Raw genomic sequence first — 17,473 nt, forward strand, 5'->3', positions numbered from 1 at the left:
GAACGCAAGGCGCGCGGAACAACCGCCAGAGGGTCCCCGCGCATCTGCGGGCAGGCCGCAGGGCGCGGGGAAAATGCGTCGGATTTTCGAAGAACTCGTCCCGCCAGTGCCCGGTCCGCGTTGCCAAAACCGCACCCTTCGGGCGATTCCGGGGTCTTTGACCGCAGCCGAACCCCGCAATCCCGGCGCCGTGCCGCGTTTTCGCCGCAATCGGCGCCGTGGGGGCCATTTTTTGGTCCAGCTTATCGGGAACAGTCGGACCTGTATCCGTGGATGTCAGGTGCGTCCGGCCTCCCCGCCGGGCCACCGCTCAATCGCGCAACCAGATCGCCAAGATGAACGCAGCGCCCGACATAAAGAATCACCTGCCGGCCGACGGCCCCGTGGAGGAGTTGCAGCCCGGCACCGAGCTTTTGCATGGCCAGTACCGGATCGAACGGTTCCTGAATGCCGGCGGATTCGGCCTGACCTACCTGGCCCGGGACAGCCTGGACCGGACCGTGGTCATCAAGGAATGCTTTCCCGAATCGCTTTGCCTGCGCACCGGGCAGGACGTGCATGCCCGTTCACGCAGCTACAGCCAGGAATTCCACTCGATCGTCCAGCTTTTCATCGACGAGGCGCACCGGCTGGCACGGCTGAGCCATCCCGGCATCGTGGGCGTCCACCAGGTGTTTTCCGACAACACCACCGCCTACATGGCGCTGGACTATATCCAGGGCAAGACGCTGCTCGAGATCATCGAGGACCCGCGCGAGACACCGTCGCCCGCCGCGATCCGCGACATGCTGGTCAAGGTGCTGGACGCGGTGGCCTTCATCCATGATCAAAGCCTGCTGCATCGCGACATCTCGCCCGACAACATCATCATCGGGCTGGACGGCAACCCGGTGCTGATCGATTTCGGCGCGGCGCGCGAACGGGCCACCCGCAACAGCCGCGTCCTGTCGCGGCTGCAGGTGGTCAAGGACGGCTATTCGCCCCAGGAATTCTATGTCGCCGGAATCAAGCAGGGGCCGCCCAGCGACCTGTATGCGCTGGCGGCGACCTTCCATCACCTGATCACCGGCGCGGCGCCGCCCAACAGCCAGCAGCGCATGGCCGCGCTGGCCGCGAACGAACCAGACCCCTGTCAGCCGCTTCAGGGACGGGTCCCGGGCTATGACCCCGCGTTCCTGGCGGCAATCGACACGGCGCTGAACGTCGTGCCGCGGGAACGGCCGCAATCGGCCCATGACTGGCTGGCGATGATCGAAACCGGCCCGCGCGAGGCCGCGATGGGCGAGGTGCTGCCGATCGACGACGACACGCGGATGTCGATCGCGCGCCTGGTCGAGGAGACCAACCGCGCCGTGATGGAGGCGCGCCAGCGCTCCAAGCAGGAGGCCCGCGCCCGGCCGCCCGAGCCCCCGAAACCGCCCGAGCGCAAGCCCGCCTTTGCCTGGCGCTCGCTTTATGACGACGACGAGGACGACCTTTCGGCGGCGGAGCCCCCCCCACCCGCCGAGGCCGCCCCGCAACCCTCCCCCCCGGACGAGGAAACGATTTGCCCGCGCCGGCCGCGCCTGCGCCAGCGCCGGCCGCGGCCCGGCCGGGGCGGGCTGTTCGCCGGGCTCGCCCGGCGTTTCATCGCGCGCACGTAACGAAATCCACCGCCCCCCCGCAGCAGGGTCCAGCACGGAAGACAGAGGCATGAAGTTCCTGAGACGCAAGACCGGTGACAAGCCCGCCGGCGACGCATTCAACGACTATGTCGAACCGTTTCCGCCGTCGCGCAGGGCCGCCGCCGCGCCCATGCCCGCCGCGGACCCCGCCCACGCGCCCGCGGACCCGGGCGACCGGGTGGAAGAGTTCGACATGGCCTTCGAAGACGGCTTCGACGACGCCCCGGAGATGGAGGACGACATGGACCACGGCCACGACCGGACCTTCTGGGCAACGCGGGGCACCGCGTTTCCGTCCGACGCGGAGACCGCCGAGGCGGCCGCGCGCCCGGTCCTGTTCCCCGGCGAGGCGGCACCCGCCGCGCGGCCGCAGCGCCTCGGCGCCGCCGAGGCCGCAGACCGCCGCACGGCGCTGCTCAACGGCTATCGCCCCGACGCGGACCCCGCTGCGCCCCCTGCCGCGCCCTCTGCCGCGCCGGCCATGGCCGCCGCGCCCGACCCCGAACCCGCCGATCTTTCGGCCTTCGAGGCGCCGCCGCCCGCGGCCGGCCGGTCTGGCGCCCGCGCGGGCCGCGCCAAGACCCGTCTTCTGGGGTTCGGCCAGCCGGCCGACGCGGCGGCCGATCCCTTTGCCCGCGACGAGCCCGCGATGCCGGCCGAACCGTCCCGCCCCGATTTCCCGGTCGGCTGGCTGGTGGTGGTCGAGGGCCCCGGGCGTGGTGCGCATTTCACCCTGTTCAACGGGGTGTCCCAGATCGGCCGCGGCGCGGACCAGACCGTGCGGCTGGATTTCGGCGACACGTCCATTTCGCGCTCGGGCCATGCGCTGCTGGCCTTTGACGACGAGCAGGGCAAGTTCTTCCTCGGCTCGGGCGGCAAGGTGAACATCGTGCGGCTGAACGGCCAGCCCCTGCTGAGCACCGAAGAGCTTTCGAACGACGACAGGATCCGCATCGGCGAAACGACCCTGCACTTCGTCGCCTTCTGCGGCCCCGATTTCACCTGGTCGGCGGATCGGCCCGATGCCGACGGGCGCTGATCTGCGCCTGGACGCCGCGACCGGCATCGGCCAGGGCCGGCGCGAGCACCAGGAGGACGCGATCATCGCCGATTTCACCATCGGCGGCGAGATCGGCCTTGCGGTGCTGGGCGACGGCATGGGCGGGCATGCCGCCGGCGACGTGGCCAGCCGCATCGTCGTCACCGAGGTGTTCAGCGAGCTGAAGCTGCAAAGCGACGATCCCGACCGGTTCGCGCGCCATGCACCCGGCATCCTGCGCGCCGCCGCGCGCGAGGCGAATGGCTGCATCGCCGACCATGTCCGCAGCCATGCCGAAACCGGCGGGATGGGCACCACGCTGGTGGCGCTGGCCGTGGCGCGCGACCGGCTGTTCTGGGTCTCGGTCGGGGATTCGCCGCTGTTCCTGTTCCGCGACGGCCAGCTGCACCAGATCAACGAGGATCATTCGCTTGCCCCGCAGATCGACGGGATGGTGCGGATGGGGCTGTTATCGGCCGAAGAGGCGCGCACCCATCCCGACCGCAACTGCCTGACCTCGGCGCTGACCGGGGCCGAGATCGGCCAGATCGACTGTCCCGACCGGCCGGTCGACCTGGCGGTGGGCGACATCATCGTCGCCGCCAGCGACGGGCTGACCTTCATCGCGCGCGACCGGATCCGCGCGATCCTGTCCGAATATCGCCGCCGCACCAGCGCCGAGATCGCCAACGCGCTGTTTTCCGAACTGGAGGCGCTGGGCGATCCCGAACAGGACAATGTCTGTTTCACCGTGATCCGCGTGGTGGCCCGCGGCTGGACCCCCGGCGTCCAGCCGCGCCGCCCGGCCCAGCCCGCCCCGGCGGACCGCCCGCGCCCGCGCCCGGACCTGGCCGCCGCGAGGCAGCGCGCCGGGGCGCGGCGCTGGGCGATCCCCCTGCCGATCCGGGCCCTGTTCAACCTTGGGAAACGAGCACAATGAACGCAATCCTGGAACGGGACACGCTTGCGCAGCTTCACCGGGTGCTGGGCGCCGCCCACCTGCCCGACAAGGCCCGCGCCGATGGCCAACGCCTGCTCGAACGGCTGCGGGCGCCGGTGCGTCTGGTCGTGGCCGGCCCCGCCGGCAGCGGCAAGACGCACCTGGCGGGCCTGTTGGCCGGCTGCCCGCCGCGCCCTGCCGCCCCGGGGCCGTCCGGCGATGCGCCCGAAACCCCGTCGCTGGTGTTCCGCAACCTCGTCGTGATCGAATACGCCCTGCCCGCACCCGGCAGCGGAATCTGCGGCGCGGTCGGCCTCGAGGTGACCTCGCCCGATATCATCCTGTGGTGCACCCAGGGCTTTACCCATGACGAGGCGCAGGTCTGGGCGCGGGTGCCCGACAACCTGAAGGACCACGCGTTCCTCGTGCTGACCAAGGCCGACGAGTTGCTGCGGCTGGGCGTGCTGCAGGACCGGCTGGACGATCTTTGCGAGGTGGTCGAGACCGAGTTCCACAGCCTTCTCCCCATCGCGACGCGCCAGGCCATGGCCGCGCGCGACGGCGCGCGCATCACCGACCCCGCGCTGCACGGGCGCAGCGGGGCGGGCGCGCTGTTCGAGGCGCTGGGCCGGATGATCGAACAGGGCCGAAGCGCCGACCTGGACGCGGCGCAGCTGTTCGTGCGGCGCTATGGCGGCGCGCTTGCCGCGGCGGGGTCGCCCCCGCCCGCGCCGGTCTTCGCCGACAGCGCCCCGGCCATGCCAGTCCCGCCCGCCGCCCCCGCGCCGATGGCCGCCGCCGCGCCCCCCGCGCCCCGGCCGGCCTGCCGCGACACCGAGATCTCGGCCAGGGCGCTGCGCCTGCTGGACGATCTGCGCGACGATTTCCCCGACGAGATCGGCCCCGACGACCCGGCCGAGATCTCGGCCCTGCTGGGGCTGTGCGCACGCACGGCCGAGGCGCTGGACGAGATGGTGACCGGGGCGCCCGGGGTTTCGGACGACCTGTCCGAGGACGTGATGGAAGCCAACGAGACCATGGTCTTGCTGACGCTGGAGGATGACGAGAACGCCGCCGCCGATGCCGTCACCCTGTTGTTGCAGCTGCGCCGCGGTTTCGAGACGCGGCTTGCCGCCTGACCGACCCCGCCGCCCAGGGAACGCCATGAGTCCGCCACGCTCAGGACATAGTCAGGGGAATAATTGTTTCGAAGGCCGCGACAAATCTGGCGGACGCGGCCGGCACCGGTCCGAAGCGGCCGGGTTCCACAGAACCAAAAGGGATGTCGCACCGTGACCTTGGACGATCGCGCAGCCACCGCCGTAGAGGCGGCCCGTCCCCGGACCGAGAACCCCGGGCTGATGAGCCTGGGCATGGATGGGTTCGCGGGATTCGTGAACCGGATGGACCAGATGCGCCGGGCGCTTGCCGACCTGACGGAACTGGGCGACGCGACCGTGGTCAAGGGGGCCGCGCGCCTGTCCGCGCAACTGGACCAGGTCGAACCCTCGATCACCTTCATCGGCCAGGTCAAGGCGGGCAAGACATCCCTGATCAACGCGATGGCGGGCTGGCCGGGGCTGTTGCCCGCGGACGTGAACCCCTGGACCTCGGTGGTCACCTCGATCCACCTTTCGCCGTCCTGGGCGACCGCGGCGGCGGGGGCCAATTTCCGCTTTTTCGACCCGCAGGAATGGGACCGGCTGGTCGAAAAGGGCGGCCGCATGGGGGAACTCGCCAGCCGCGCCGGCGCCGAGGAGGAGCTGGAAAAGGTGCGCCGCCAGGTCGAGCGGATGCGCGAGAAATCCAAGGGCCGGCTGGGCCGCCGGTTCGAGTTGCTGCTGGGCCAGGAACACCGCTACGGCACCTTCGACGAGGCCATGGTGGAACGCTATGTCTGCCTCGGCGACGATTTCGAGGATGACGAGGGCGAACCCTTCGACATGCGCGGGCGTTTCGCAGACATCACGAAATCCGCCGACCTGATGGTCGATCATGCCAACGTGCCGTTCAAGCTGTGCCTGCGCGACACGCCGGGCGTCAACGACACCTTCCTGATGCGCGAACAGATCACCATCGGCGCGATCCGCGACAGCCGGCTGTGCGTGCTGGTGCTGTCGGCGCACCAGGCGCTGTCGACGGTGGACATGGCGTTGATCCGGCTGATCTCGGCGGTCAAGGCGCGCGAGGTGGTGATCTTCGTCAACCGCATCGACGAGCTGTCCGACCCCGCGGCGCAGGTCGCCGAGATCCGCGAGTCGATCCGCGCCACGCTTCGGAAACACGAGGGCCCGGCCGAGGCGCCGATCCTGTTCGGCAGCGCGGTCTGGGGCCAGCATGCGTTGCAGGGCACGCTGGCGCAGATGTCCGAGGACAGCCGCGCCGCGCTGGACGCGCTGGCCCGGCATGACGGGCTGGACGGTGGCGCCGCGGCGGCGACGCCGGAAGATGTCTGGACGGCCTCGGGTATTCCCGCGCTTTACCGCGCGCTGGGCGAACGCGTCGCCGAGGGCATCGGCGGCGAGGCGATCGACCGGATCGCGCGCAGCGTCGGCAACCTGGCCCGCGGCGTGACGGCGGCGCAGCGGTCGATCGGGCTGGCGGTCGCGGACGGGCAGGCGGTGCATCTGGATATCCCGCGCCTGGCCCGCGAGCTGGACGCGATCGAGGCGCGCGCGACGCTGGCGCTGGAAACCGCCTATGACGCCCAGCGCCAGGCGTTCTGCGTGCGCCTGGACCGGTCGCATCACAATTTCCTGGACCGCGCCACCGCGGCGCTGATCGAGCACCTGGAAAAATACGGCGAGGGCACGGTCTGGTCCTATGAACCGACCGGGCTGCGCCTGCTGTTGCGCTCGGCCTGCCAGGTCTTCGGCAAGCGCATCCAGGACGATGCCAGGGCGATCCTGGAAACCGCCGCGGCCGAGGTGTCGGCCACCTATCGGGCCGCCTTCGGGCTGGACCAGACGCTGGCGATCGAGCCGCCCGAACCGCCGCGGCTGAACCCGCCGGTCGCCATCGCCCAGACCATCGCGCTGGACGTCAAGGGCACCTGGTGGCGGCGCTGGTGGCTGCGCCGCAAGGGCTATCGCAGCTTCGCCAGCGAGTTCTACAAGATGATCAGCGCCGAGACCGCGCCGATCCTGGACGAGCTGTCCCACGACCATGCCGAGGCGATCCGCACCGACCTGATGCGCACGCTGGCCACCTTCCTGGAGGAGCAGCGCGAGATCGTGACCGCGCTGGCCGAAAAGGCCGCGCCCACACCCGACGACCTGGGCGCCGCGCTGGGCTATCAGGCGCGCGCCGAACGGCTGCGCCAGATCGAGGGCGTGGTCGCCACGATGCGCCAACAAGCGGCCTGACCCAGGGTTACCGGAGGCTGAAGACGATGACCGAAGGCTATCACGACGACTTTCCCCGGTTCGACGAGGGTTTTGAGGCCCTGGACGAGGTGCCCGCCCCCGCGCCCGACCCCGCGCCCACCCCGGCCCCGGCCGCGAAAAAGCCCTGCATCGCGCTGATGGGCGAGTTCAGCGCGGGCAAATCCACGTTGTCGAACCTGCTGATCGGGCAAAGCCCCCTGCCGGTGAAGGTGACGGCCACGCAACTGCCGCCGGTGCGCATTTCCCACGGCACCGGCCAAGCCTGGCGCGAGGACCTGGACGGCACGGTGCATCCGCTGGACATCGACGCGCTGTGCGAGGTCACGCCCGCCGAAACGCGGCTGGTACAGCTGTTCGTCGAGGCCGACCTGCTGACGATGTGCGACCTGATCGACATGCCCGGCATTTCCGACCCGAACATGGATCCAAGCGTCTGGGAAGGCGTCATCGGGCAGGCCGACGGGGTGATCTGGTGCACCCACGCCACCCAGGCCTGGCGCCAGAGCGAGGCCGCGGTCTGGGAAGAACTGTCGGACCGGCTGGCGCAATCCAGCATCCTGCTGCTGACCCGCTGCGACAAGCTGGTGACCGAGGAGGACCGCGCGCGGGTTCTCAAGCGCGTCAAGCGCGAGGCCGAGGACCAGTTCGCGGCCGTCTTCCCGATTTCGTTGACCCAGGCGGTCGCGGGCCGCGACGACTGGGACCTGTGGACGGCCAGCGGTGCCGAGGCCTTCAGCCAGACCTTCATCGCGCTGTTGAACGGGCTGCGGGGCGCGCCCGGCGGCGAAGAACCGGTCCTGCCGCGCGCCTCTGACATCTCGCCCGCGCCGGCCGCCGCCCCGCCCGGCACCGGCGACATGGCCGAGGACGGCGTCCGCCCGCGCCGCGTCGCGGTGAACCCCAACCGCGGCCGGTCGGCCCGCCCGGGCGGGGATCGTGCAGCCGGGTTCGACGGGATCTGACGCCCCGCGCGGGCGCCGCCCCCGGGCGGGATTTGCGGGGCCAGAACGCGCAGGTGGACGTTTTGCCTGTGGAAGGCGCCGAAATATCGACTAGACTGCGCGCAAGATGGCGCTTTTTCAGCGAATGCAATCCCTGCGCAAATCGACGGCAGGCTGCCGGTCCCTGGCCTATGTGGACCTGTCGGCGCGGCTTGTGCTGTGCAGCGATTCCGACCTTCCGGCCCCGCCGCAGGAAGCGCTGGACGCGCTGTGCCTGCGCGCCGCCCGGCTTCTGGCCGGGCCGATCGCCGCGGCCGCGGGCGAGGCGCTGGCCCTCGACGACCCGCCGGACGAGGCGATCGCGCTGCACAATGGCCGGATCGAACTGTTCCTGCGCGCCCCCGGCGCACCGGACGAGGCGCTGTGTTGCGTGCTGGATGCGGCGGCCGATCCCGAACCCGCCCTGGCCGTGCTGCGCGCCGGGATCGGTGCGATCCTGCCCGACGACACGGCCGAGGCCGCTGTCGCAACCGAACGGGGCCAGTGACGTGAGCGGTCTGGACAGGCTCAACAGCAAGCTGGCCAAGCTGAAGGGCGCGGATGACGACGCCGAACAGATCGTCACCGGCGCCACCGACGGCATCATCGCCGTGCTGCTGTCCGAAATCGAGGAAACGATCCTGCCGCGCGAAATGGTGCTGACCGACGAGGATGGCGCACGCTTCGTCTTGCTGGTCGCGGGGCGGCGGCTGTTGCACGTGGGCGAAACGGCCGCCCCCGGCCCCGACGAAGACGACGACGGCGACCCGTCCGAGCGGATCATCGCCGCCTTCAACGGCCCGTTCCGCGCCTTTCTCGATCGCGCGCGCGAACTCGGCATCGATGCGCACCGGCCGCATGACCGGATCGACCCGACCCGGATCGGCTGTTCGGTCGAAACGCTGGCCCAGGCGGTGGCGGGCGGCCCGACCGCCGCGCCCGCGGCCGACCCGGTCACCGAGGCGCTGGCGCTGGCCGCGGCGGGCCTGCGCCTGGCCGGCGGCGAGATCGTGGCGCGCAGCGGCGATGCGGCGCTCCTCGACCGGCTGGAAGGGTTCTCGGCGGCGGCCACCGGGCTGTCCCGCGTCACCGGCGAGGATGCGGCCAGCCCGGTCGGCACGATTATCGGCACCCCCGACCCCCGGGGCCTGCTGCTTGCACGGGTCGCGTTCCGCGGCGAGGCCGCGCTGGTGCTGGCCCCCGCCACGGCGCGCCCGGCCCTGTTGGCGCTGTGCCGCCGGCCAAGCCCCGCGGCGGCGCCCGCCTGACCGGTTTCCCGACGATGTTCGCCCCGCGGCCCCGGTGCCGCTTGACACCCCGCCACCCGGGGACTAGGCGAACGGGGTCTTGGTTCATCCGCACCGCCCCCGGGCGGCACGGGTGATGAAAAGGGAACACGGTGCGGCCCCCGGGCCAATGCCGTGGCTGCCCCCGCAACTGTCAGCGGAGAGCGCGGCTGCACACGCCACTGGGCCCATGCCCGGGAAGGCCAGCCAAGCGATGACCCGCGAGCCAGGAGACCTGCCAGGACGATCACCCAGTCCGGCCGCGGGGCGTGGCGCGGGCGGCGGACATCTCCGCAGTGGTGATGCCTCACCGTCTGCGGAAAGCACGCCTTTCCAAAGACTTGCAACCACGACCGGCCGACCGTGCGAGGCGGCGGCCTGAAAACGGATATGGGACAGACATGAGTCGGAAAACAATCGCGCTGGGGCTGGGCTGGGTGGCGCTTGCCCCGCTGGCCGCACAGGCACAAGACAGCTTCCTTCTGGACGAGATCGTGGCCTCGGCGACCCTGGTGCCGCTGGAGGTCAACCGCACCGGCGCCACGGTCGAAACGCTGAACGCCGACGAGATCGCCGCGGGCGGGCGCAGCGTCGGGCAGACGCTGTCGCTTTTGCCCGGCGTCTCGATCAGCGCGAATGGCGGGCTGGGCGGCTCGGCCACCTTGCGCCTGCGCGGTCTCGGCGGAAGCTATATCGGCGTGCGCATCGACGGGATCGACATGGCCGACCCCTCCAGCACGCAGACCTCTTTCAACTTCGGCACGCTGGCCACCGGCCTGCCCGACCGCATCGAGGTGCTGAAGGGCGCGCAATCGGCGCTGTACGGCTCGAACGCCATCGCGGGGGTCGTCGATATCACCACCTGGCGGCCCGATGCGCAGGGCTTCTCGGGGCAGGCCAGCGTCGAGGCCGGCAGCCATGGCAGCGGGTCGGCGACGGTCAGCCTGGGCCAGCGCGGCGAACGCGGCGAGGTCGCGCTGACCTTTTCGCGGATCACGACCGACGGCGAGTCGGCGCGCAACACCGACACCGAGGATGACGGGTTCGACCAGACCCAGCTTTCGGTCTTCGCGGCCTATGACGTGACCGAAACCCTCCGGCTGGGGGTCTCGGCGCTGTATTCCGACGGCACCTCGGAATTCGACCGCTCGACCGTCGATCCCAGCGGCGAGATCGACCAGACCCGCCGCGCCCTGCGCACCTTTGCCCAGTTCACGACCGGCCCGGTCGACCACGAACTGGCGCTGTCCTATTCCGAAACCGAGCGGTTCGACGAGGGCGGCTTTACCGAGCGGTTCCTCGGCGAACGCACCAAGCTGGAGTATCTCGGCGAAACCGACCTGACCGCGGATCTGGGGCTGGCCTTCGGCGCCGACTGGACCGAGGAAAAGGCCACGCTTGACGGCACGACCTACGACGCCGACAGCGCCGCGGCCTTCGGCGAATTGCAATACGCCGCGACCGCCGATCTCGACCTGGCGCTGTCGCTTCGCTACGACAGCTATTCCGATTTCGAGAACCAGCTGTCGGGGCGTGCGGCGATGGCCTGGCGGATCGAGGACGACCTGATCCTGCGTGCCGTCCTGGGCACCGGCTACCGGGCGCCCTCGCTTTACGAACGTTTCGGCCCCTATGGCAGCGCGACGCTTGAACCCGAAACCAGCCGCAGCGCCGAGATCGGCCTGGAAAAACGCTACGGCCCCGACAGCTTTGCCAAGGCAACGCTGTTCTATTCCGAGATCGACGACCTGATCGACTATGATTTCGCGCTGAGCGCCTATGCCCAGGCGCCCGGCACGACGACCACCAAGGGGGTCGAACTGTCCGGGCGCCATGCGCTGACCGACCGCGTCGCCGTGTTCGGCGCCTACACCTATACCGACGCGACCGGACCGGACGGCCGGCTGTTGCGGGTGCCGCGCCACGATCTCAGCCTGGGGCTCGAGGCGGGGCTGAGCGACCGGCTGAAGGCCGACCTGACCCTGCAGGCGGTGGCCGACCGGCGCGATACCAACACCTTCCCCAACCCGCCGTCGGGCATCGCCGACTACACCCTCGTGAATGCCGGGATGTCCTACGAGATGACCGACACCACCGAGGCCTACCTGCGCGTCGAGAACCTGTTCGACGAAAGCTACGAACCGGTGCGCGGCTATAACGGCGCGGGCCGCTCGGTCTTCGTGGGCCTGCGTGCGCGTTTCTAGGCTCATACCCCTGGCCGCTGCCCTGGCATTCGCCGGGGCAGCGGCGCTGGCCGAGGCCCCGCGGCGCGTGGTCTCGATCAACCTGTGCACCGACCAGCTGGCCATGCTGGTGGCGGCGCCGGGCCAGCTCGTCTCGGTCAGCGACCTTGCCGCCGATCCACGCTCCTCGGCCATGGCCGAGGCGGCGCGCGCCTTTCCTGCCAACCGGGGCGGCGCCGAGGAAATCCTCGCCCTGCGCCCCGATCTCGTCCTCGCCGGCCGGTTTTCCGACCCCGCCACGCTGTCGATGCTGCGCCGGCTGGGCATCCCGGTCGAACAGTTCGACCTGACCCGCAGCCTCGACGAAATCCCCGCGCAGATCCGCCAGGCCGGCCGGGCCCTCGATCGCGAGGCCCGGGCCGAGGCATTGGTCGCGGCCTTCCAGGCCCGCCGCGCCGAACTGGCGCAAAGCACGGGCGATCGCCCGGTGGCCGCGATCTTCCACCCCAACGGCTTTACCCAGGGGGCGGGCACGCTGTCCGACGATATCATGGCGCAGGCCGGCTTCGACAACCTCGCCGCCCGGCTGGGCCGCAGGGGCGGCGGGCGCCTCTCGCTCGAAGACCTGGTGATGGCCGACCCCGACCTTCTGGTCGTGTCGCGCCCCTACCCCGCCACCTCGCGCGCCGAGGAAATCCTGACCCATCCCGCGCTGCGCGCCACCCGGGCGGCCCGCGCCCCCGCCTTCACCGGCCCCGACTGGACCTGCGGCACGCCGCTCGTGCTCGATGCCGTCGCACGCCTGGCCCAGCGCCACCGCCCCCTTGCCGGGACCGACTGACGATGCGCACAGCCTGTCTTTTTCTTGGTCCAAATACTCACGGCACCGCCCCCGCCGCCCGGCCGACGGCCAGAAGGGGCGCGCGCCCGTGACCCGCGCGCTGATGATCCAGGGCACGGGGTCCAACGTGGGCAAGTCGATGCTGGTCGCGGGGCTCTGCCGTGCCGCGCGCGCGCGCGGGCTGTCGGTCGCGCCCTTCAAGCCGCAGAACATGTCGAACAACGCCGCCGTCACCGCCGACGGGGGCGAGATCGGCCGCGCCCAGGCGTTGCAGGCGCTGGCCGCGGGGCTTGACCCGGTCACCGACATGAACCCCGTTCTCATCAAGCCCGAAAGCGACACCGGCGCGCAGATCGTCGTGCAGGGCCGGGCGCGGGGGGCCTGGCGGGCCTCCGATTTCACCGGCGAGCGGGCGCAGTTGATGGCCCCGGTGCTGGAAAGTTTCCAGCGGCTGGCCCGCGGCGCCGACCTGGTGCTGGTCGAGGGCGCGGGCAGCCCCGCCGAGATCAACCTGCGCCGGGGCGACATCGCCAACATGGGCTTTGCGCGCGCCGCCGGCGTGCCCGTCGTGCTGGTCGGCGATATCGACCGGGGCGGCGTGATCGCCCAGATCGTCGGCACGCAGGCGGTGCTGGACGCGGAGGATGCCGCGACGATCCGCGGATTCGCGATCAACAAGTTCCGCGGCGACCCGCGGCTCTTCGACGACGGCTATGCCGCGATCGAACGGGCCACCGGCTGGCCCGGCTTCGGCGTGGTGCCGTGGTTCGACCTCGCCCACCGCCTGCCCGCCGAGGACGCGGTCGACCTGGGCGCGCCCTCGGGCGGGGGGGCGTTCCACATCGCCTGCCCGATGCTGTCGCGGATCGCCAATTTCGACGATCTCGACCCGCTGAAGCTGGAACCCGCGATCCGCCTGACCATGGTCCCGCCCGGCCAGCCACTGCCGGGCGATGCCGACCTGGTGATCCTGCCCGGCACCAAGTCGACCCGGGGCGACCTGGCCTTTCTGCGGGCGCAGGGCTGGGATGTCGACCTTTACGCCCATGTCCGGCGCGGGGGCCGGGTGCTGGGGGTGTGCGGCGGTTACCAGATGCTGGGCCGGCGCATCGCCGACCCGGAAGGGCTGGAAGGCCCGCCCGGCGAGACCGAGGGGCTGGGCCTGCTGGAGCTGGAAACCCGTATGGCCGCCGACAAGACCCTGACCCGCGTCAGCGCGACCCATGCCGCGACCGGCGCGCCGCTGCGGGGCTATGAAATCCATATCGGCCGCACCGAGGGCCCCGACCGCGCCCGCCCGTTTGCCCATGTCGCGGGCCGCCCCGAGGGTGCGGTTTCGCCCGATGGCCGCATCGCGGGCACCTACCTGCACGGGCTGTTCACCGGCGACGCGTTCCGCCGCGCGTTTCTGTCGGGCCTCGGGCTTGCCCCCGGCGCGCAATCCTATGGCGCGGCGGTCGAGGCGGCGCTGGACGGGCTGGCCGGGCACCTGGAAACCCACATGGATCTGGACGCGCTTTTCGCCGCCGCCGCGCCCCTCCCTTGACAGCGGGCGCGGAACGCCCCTGCATGGGACAACCAAGAAGGGGCCCGAGCGGTGAACCAGCGCCTCCTGATCGTCACGACCGCCCGTAACGAGGGGCCGTTCCTGCTGGAATGGCTGGCCCATCACATCGGCGCGGGCGCGACCGACATCCTGGTCTATTCCAACGACTGCGAGGACGGCACCGACGCGATGCTGGACGCGCTGGCGGCCGCAGGCATCCTGACCCATGTGGCGCACAGCGCGCCCGAGGGCGAAAGCATCCAGTGGCAAGCGCTGAAAGCCGCGTGGAAACACCCGCTGAGGAAGGCCGCCGACTGGGTGCTGGGCATCGACCTGGACGAGTTCGTGAACATCCACCTGCCCGGCCACGGCTTCGCCGACCTGATCGCCGCGCTGCCCGAGGGGACGGATGCCATCGCCCTGCAATGGCGGTTCTTCGGGGATAACGGCGTGTTTTCCCATGAGGACCGCCCCGTCACCGAACAGTTCACCGCCGCCATGCCGCCCGAGTGCGGCTATCCGGTCTCGGCGAGTTTCTTCAAGACGCTGTTCCGCGCCGCGGGGCCGTTCAACCGGCTGGGCGTCCACCGGCCCCGGCAGAAGCCGCCCGCCAAGGCGGGCGTGCCGCGCTGGGTCGACGGGTCGGGCGCGGCCCTGCCCGCGGCCATCGCGGGGACCGACACGCGGCTGTCGCTGATCGGGCACGAGGGCGCGCGGGCGCTGGCCGAGATCAACCATTACGCGGTGAAATCGGCCGAAAGCTTCATGGTCAAGCGCGCCCGCGGGTTGCCGAACCGGGCGGGCAAGGCGATCGACCTGGCCTATTGGGTGGAGCGCAATTTCAACAGCGTCGAGGACCGGAGCATCGCCGCGATGGCGCCCACGACGGCCGGGGCGCTGGCGCGGCTGCGCGCGGTTCCGGGCGTGGCCGAGTTGCACGCGGCGGCGGTCGACTGGCACCGGGCGGCGTTCCTGCGGATCGTGACGGACCCGGAAGAGCACGCGCTTTACACGCGGCTTTTGCTGGCGGGGGGCAGCCGCGCCCTGCCCGCCGCCGTGCGGCAGCAGGCGATCGCGTTGTATCACCGTGCCCGGATCGGGGCGGGGCAATGACGGGGCGGGGCACGCAGACACGGTCCGGTTTCGCCCCGGCTAACGCCGGGGCGACCGGCCGGGGGGCGCTGCCCCGCCGCCATTGCCGCTCGGACCGATGGCGCGCCAATGGCAGCCCCCCCGGAGTATTTGTCCCAAGAAAAAGAACGCGCGACCACCGGGCGCCGCTTGGCATGCGGGGGGCCTGAGACGATGGCTGCAAGTTCCCGCGACCCCGGCCGGTTCTTACGCCGGACAACCTGCACCAGACGGATCGGGGCGCGGCTTGTTCTGGACGCGGTCGCCGCGCAGGACGACGCCTGGATCGTCTTCGCCGCGGGCACGCCGCCCGAGGCGGTGGGGCCGGCCGGGGGGACGGCGATCCGCGAGGTGCGGTCCATCGGGGGCGGGCTGGTCGTTACCGTCAGCACGCCGGAAGTGGTCACCTTGACGGTGGACGGGTCCGAGGCCGAGATCGCGCCGCGCCGGGCCGAAACCGGCCTGTTCGCCGGGCTGAACGCGCTGGTCGCGTTGCGCAACGGCGAAAGCGCGGAACAGGCTGCCGAATGGCTGCGCCATCACGCCGGGGCGCACGGGGCGGAGGGTGCGCTGATCATCGACCGGGCGCCGGGGGGCGACGCGGCCTTCGCCACCGCGCTGGAGGCGCTGTGCCGCGACATCGGCGGGCTGCAACGCCTTGTTGTCGTCGACCTGGACGCGCCGCTGGGCCGCGCGGACCTGCCGCCCGAAAGCCACCCGTTCAACGCCTCGGAATCGCCGGGCAAGGACCGGATGGACCTGCCCTCGCCCGATCCCTGGACCGCGCCGCTGGGCGAATTGCAGCTTTACGAATGGCTGCGCCGGGCCTTTCTGGACGAGGCGCGGGCAGTGGCCAATCTGGACCTGTGCGACCTGCTGGCCCCGGCCGAGGGCGCGAACATGTTCGACCGGGCCGCGGCCGCGCCCTCGGGCGCGCTGCTGCTGTTGGGGCGGCATGTCTTTCCCTGGCGTCCGCGCGACCCGGATGCGCCCGCCTTTGCAGATCACCTGTGCGTGCAGTTCGACCGCCCCCGCGTGTCGCGCCGCTGGTGCGTGGCGCCGGCCAAGGCCGGCCCCGAGACGACCTGGCGGATGGTGCGGATCGCGGGGGCCGCGCCCCGGCACGAGGATGTCGCGCTGTTCTTCCGCTGCATGGGGCTGCGCCACCGGGGCCACCCGGTGTCGCGCATCGTGCCCAAGACCAGCCTGGTCGAGGAACCGCGGATGCTGGCGCTGGCCGAGCGGCTGGGCGGCAGGCCCCCGGTGCGGATGCCCGAGATCGCGCCGCCCCGGGTCGACCCCGCCGCCACCCGCACCGCCATCGTGACCACGATGAAGAACGAGGGGCCGTTCATCATCGACTGGCTGGCCTATCACCGGGCGATCGGGGTCGCGGATTTCCTCGTCTATACCAACGATTGCAGCGATGGCACCGATGCCCTGCTGGACCTGTTGCAGGACAGGGGGCTGGTGCAGCACCGCGACAACCCCTACCGGGCCTCGGGGCTGAAGCCCCAGCATGCCGCGTTGCAGGCCGCCGAGGACGAACCCCTGATCCAGGCCGCCGACTGGCTGATCTGCATGGATGTCGACGAATACATCAACGTCAAGGCGGGCGACGGCACGCTGAGGGCGCTGTTCGAGGCGGTGGGCGCGGCCAACATGATCTCGCTGACCTGGCGGCTGTTCGGCAATGCCGACATCCACGGTTTCGAGGATGCGCCCGTGATCGCCCAGTTCGACCGCTGCGCCCCCGAGATGACGCGCAAGCCGCACCAGGCCTGGGGGTTCAAGACGCTGTTCCGCAATGTCGGTCTGTTCAAGAAGCTGGGCGTGCACCGGCCCAAGGGGCTGAAACCGCAGCTTTGGGACCATATCGCCTGGGTCAACGGGTCGGGCCGGCCGCTGCCGCGCACGGATTACCGCAATGCGTGGCGGTCGACCGCGGAGACGGTGGGCTATGACCTGGTGCAGCTGAACCATTACGCGGTGCGCTCGGCCGAAAGCTTTCTTGTGAAGCGCGACCGGGGGCGGGTGAACCATGTCGACCGCGACCAGGGCCTTGCCTACTGGTTCCGCATGAACCACAACGCCGAGGAGGACCGTTCGATCCGGCGGATGATCCCGGCGATGGAGGCCGAGCGCGCGCGCCTGATGGCCGACCCGGACATCGCCGCGGCGCATGCCGCCTGCGTCGCCGCGCATCGCGCCAAGATCGCCGAGCTGAAGGCGCGGCCCGATTACGCCGCGTTCTACGGCGAATTGACCGGCTGGCGGATGGAGCGGCTGTCGCGGATGCTGGGCCATTTCGGGGCGAACGTGTTCCTTGCAGGCCCCGAATGCATCCCCGACGCGGTGGTGCGCGCCGAGCCTGACGAAGGGTTCTTCTTTACCGTCGATCCGCCGCGCGAGACCCGGCACTGAGCGGTGGCCGCGCTGGACCGGTCCGGCCCCCCGTGCTAGCGTTTTCGGCAACG

13 protein-coding genes and 1 riboswitch are annotated in these 17,473 nt (G+C 71.1%); all 13 genes read left to right on the forward strand.

All coding sequences use genetic code 11. The features are described 5' to 3' along the window. Positions 1–335: 335 nt before the first annotated feature. The 13 genes from EV662_RS01615 (at position 336) to EV662_RS01675 (ending at position 17,420) form a co-directional block, all read left to right on the forward strand. Positions 336–1,643: a serine/threonine-protein kinase gene (locus EV662_RS01615; RefSeq protein WP_165915486.1), complete on the forward strand. Its 1,308-nt coding sequence runs from the start codon at positions 336–338 to the stop codon at positions 1,641–1,643. 49 nt (positions 1,644–1,692) lie between these two features. Continuing rightward, positions 1,693–2,703 (forward strand): FHA domain-containing protein, encoded by a 1,011-nt coding sequence (locus EV662_RS19685; protein WP_243695734.1) that lies wholly within the window; start codon positions 1,693–1,695, stop codon positions 2,701–2,703. Beyond that, on the forward strand, positions 2,687–3,643 hold the full coding sequence (locus tag EV662_RS01625) for a PP2C family protein-serine/threonine phosphatase (protein ID WP_132460378.1): 957 nt from the start codon (positions 2,687–2,689) through the stop codon (positions 3,641–3,643). The genes EV662_RS19685 and EV662_RS01625 overlap by 17 nt, the downstream gene beginning before the upstream one ends. Then, positions 3,640–4,782, forward strand: coding sequence for a hypothetical protein (locus EV662_RS01630; RefSeq protein ID WP_132460379.1), 1,143 nt, complete (start codon positions 3,640–3,642; stop codon positions 4,780–4,782). Before EV662_RS01625 ends, EV662_RS01630 begins: the two co-directional genes overlap by 4 nt. Positions 4,783–4,935: 153 nt before the next feature. Next, positions 4,936–7,008, forward strand: a complete 2,073-nt coding sequence (locus EV662_RS01635) for a dynamin family protein (protein WP_132460380.1) — start codon at positions 4,936–4,938, stop codon at positions 7,006–7,008. Between the two features lie 26 nt (positions 7,009–7,034). Continuing rightward, complete coding sequence (locus tag EV662_RS01640) at positions 7,035–7,991, forward strand: dynamin family protein (RefSeq protein ID WP_132460381.1); 957 nt, start codon at positions 7,035–7,037, stop codon at positions 7,989–7,991. A gap of 106 nt (positions 7,992–8,097) precedes the next feature. Further along, the gene (locus EV662_RS01645) at positions 8,098–8,517 is read left to right on the forward strand and encodes a hypothetical protein (RefSeq protein ID WP_132460382.1); all 420 of its coding nucleotides are present in this window, start codon (positions 8,098–8,100) and stop codon (positions 8,515–8,517) included. A 1-nt stretch (position 8,518) separates the two neighbouring features. After that, positions 8,519–9,277 carry a hypothetical protein gene (locus EV662_RS01650; protein ID WP_132460383.1) on the forward strand — a complete coding sequence of 253 codons (759 nt, stop codon included), beginning with the start codon at positions 8,519–8,521 and terminating at the stop codon, positions 9,275–9,277. Positions 9,278–9,340: 63 nt separating this feature from the next. Next, positions 9,341–9,552: riboswitch (cobalamin riboswitch) on the forward strand. Positions 9,553–9,696: 144 nt separating this feature from the next. Next, the gene (locus EV662_RS01655) at positions 9,697–11,499 is read left to right on the forward strand and encodes a TonB-dependent receptor plug domain-containing protein (protein ID WP_132460384.1); all 1,803 of its coding nucleotides are present in this window, start codon (positions 9,697–9,699) and stop codon (positions 11,497–11,499) included. Then, positions 11,486–12,319: an ABC transporter substrate-binding protein gene (locus EV662_RS01660; RefSeq protein ID WP_132460385.1), complete on the forward strand. Its 834-nt coding sequence runs from the start codon at positions 11,486–11,488 to the stop codon at positions 12,317–12,319. Before EV662_RS01655 ends, EV662_RS01660 begins: the two co-directional genes overlap by 14 nt. A gap of 103 nt (positions 12,320–12,422) precedes the next feature. Further along, positions 12,423–13,865, forward strand: coding sequence for a cobyric acid synthase (locus EV662_RS01665; protein WP_132460674.1), 1,443 nt, complete (start codon positions 12,423–12,425; stop codon positions 13,863–13,865). 51 nt (positions 13,866–13,916) lie between these two features. Beyond that, a complete protein-coding gene (locus EV662_RS01670; protein ID WP_132460386.1) occupies positions 13,917–14,978 on the forward strand; it encodes a glycosyltransferase family 2 protein in 1,062 nt (353 codons plus the stop codon). Between the two features lie 192 nt (positions 14,979–15,170). Next, positions 15,171–17,420: a glycosyltransferase family 2 protein gene (locus EV662_RS01675; RefSeq protein WP_132460387.1), complete on the forward strand. Its 2,250-nt coding sequence runs from the start codon at positions 15,171–15,173 to the stop codon at positions 17,418–17,420. Positions 17,421–17,473 lie beyond the last annotated feature (53 nt).

The organism is Rhodovulum marinum (genome assembly GCF_004343075.1).
In the GTDB taxonomy this organism is placed as follows: Bacteria; Pseudomonadota; Alphaproteobacteria; order Rhodobacterales; family Rhodobacteraceae; genus Rhodovulum; species Rhodovulum marinum.

What these genes read in the sequence shown, in the direction of transcription:
- EV662_RS01675 (WP_132460387.1), top strand. Translation starts at nt 15,171, where the DNA reads ATGGCTGCAAGTTCCCGCGACCCCGGCCGGTTCTTACGCCGGACAACC.
- EV662_RS01655 (WP_132460384.1), top strand. Translation starts at nt 9,697, where the DNA reads ATGAGTCGGAAAACAATCGCGCTGGGGCTGGGCTGGGTGGCGCTTGCC.
- EV662_RS01665 (WP_132460674.1), top strand. Translation starts at nt 12,423, where the DNA reads ATGATCCAGGGCACGGGGTCCAACGTGGGCAAGTCGATGCTGGTCGCG.
- EV662_RS01640 (WP_132460381.1), top strand. Translation starts at nt 7,035, where the DNA reads ATGACCGAAGGCTATCACGACGACTTTCCCCGGTTCGACGAGGGTTTT.
- EV662_RS01630 (WP_132460379.1), top strand. Translation starts at nt 3,640, where the DNA reads ATGAACGCAATCCTGGAACGGGACACGCTTGCGCAGCTTCACCGGGTG.
- EV662_RS01615 (WP_165915486.1), top strand. Translation starts at nt 336, where the DNA reads ATGAACGCAGCGCCCGACATAAAGAATCACCTGCCGGCCGACGGCCCC.
- EV662_RS01625 (WP_132460378.1), top strand. Translation starts at nt 2,687, where the DNA reads ATGCCGACGGGCGCTGATCTGCGCCTGGACGCCGCGACCGGCATCGGC.
- EV662_RS19685 (WP_243695734.1), top strand. Translation starts at nt 1,693, where the DNA reads ATGAAGTTCCTGAGACGCAAGACCGGTGACAAGCCCGCCGGCGACGCA.
- EV662_RS01645 (WP_132460382.1), top strand. Translation starts at nt 8,098, where the DNA reads ATGGCGCTTTTTCAGCGAATGCAATCCCTGCGCAAATCGACGGCAGGC.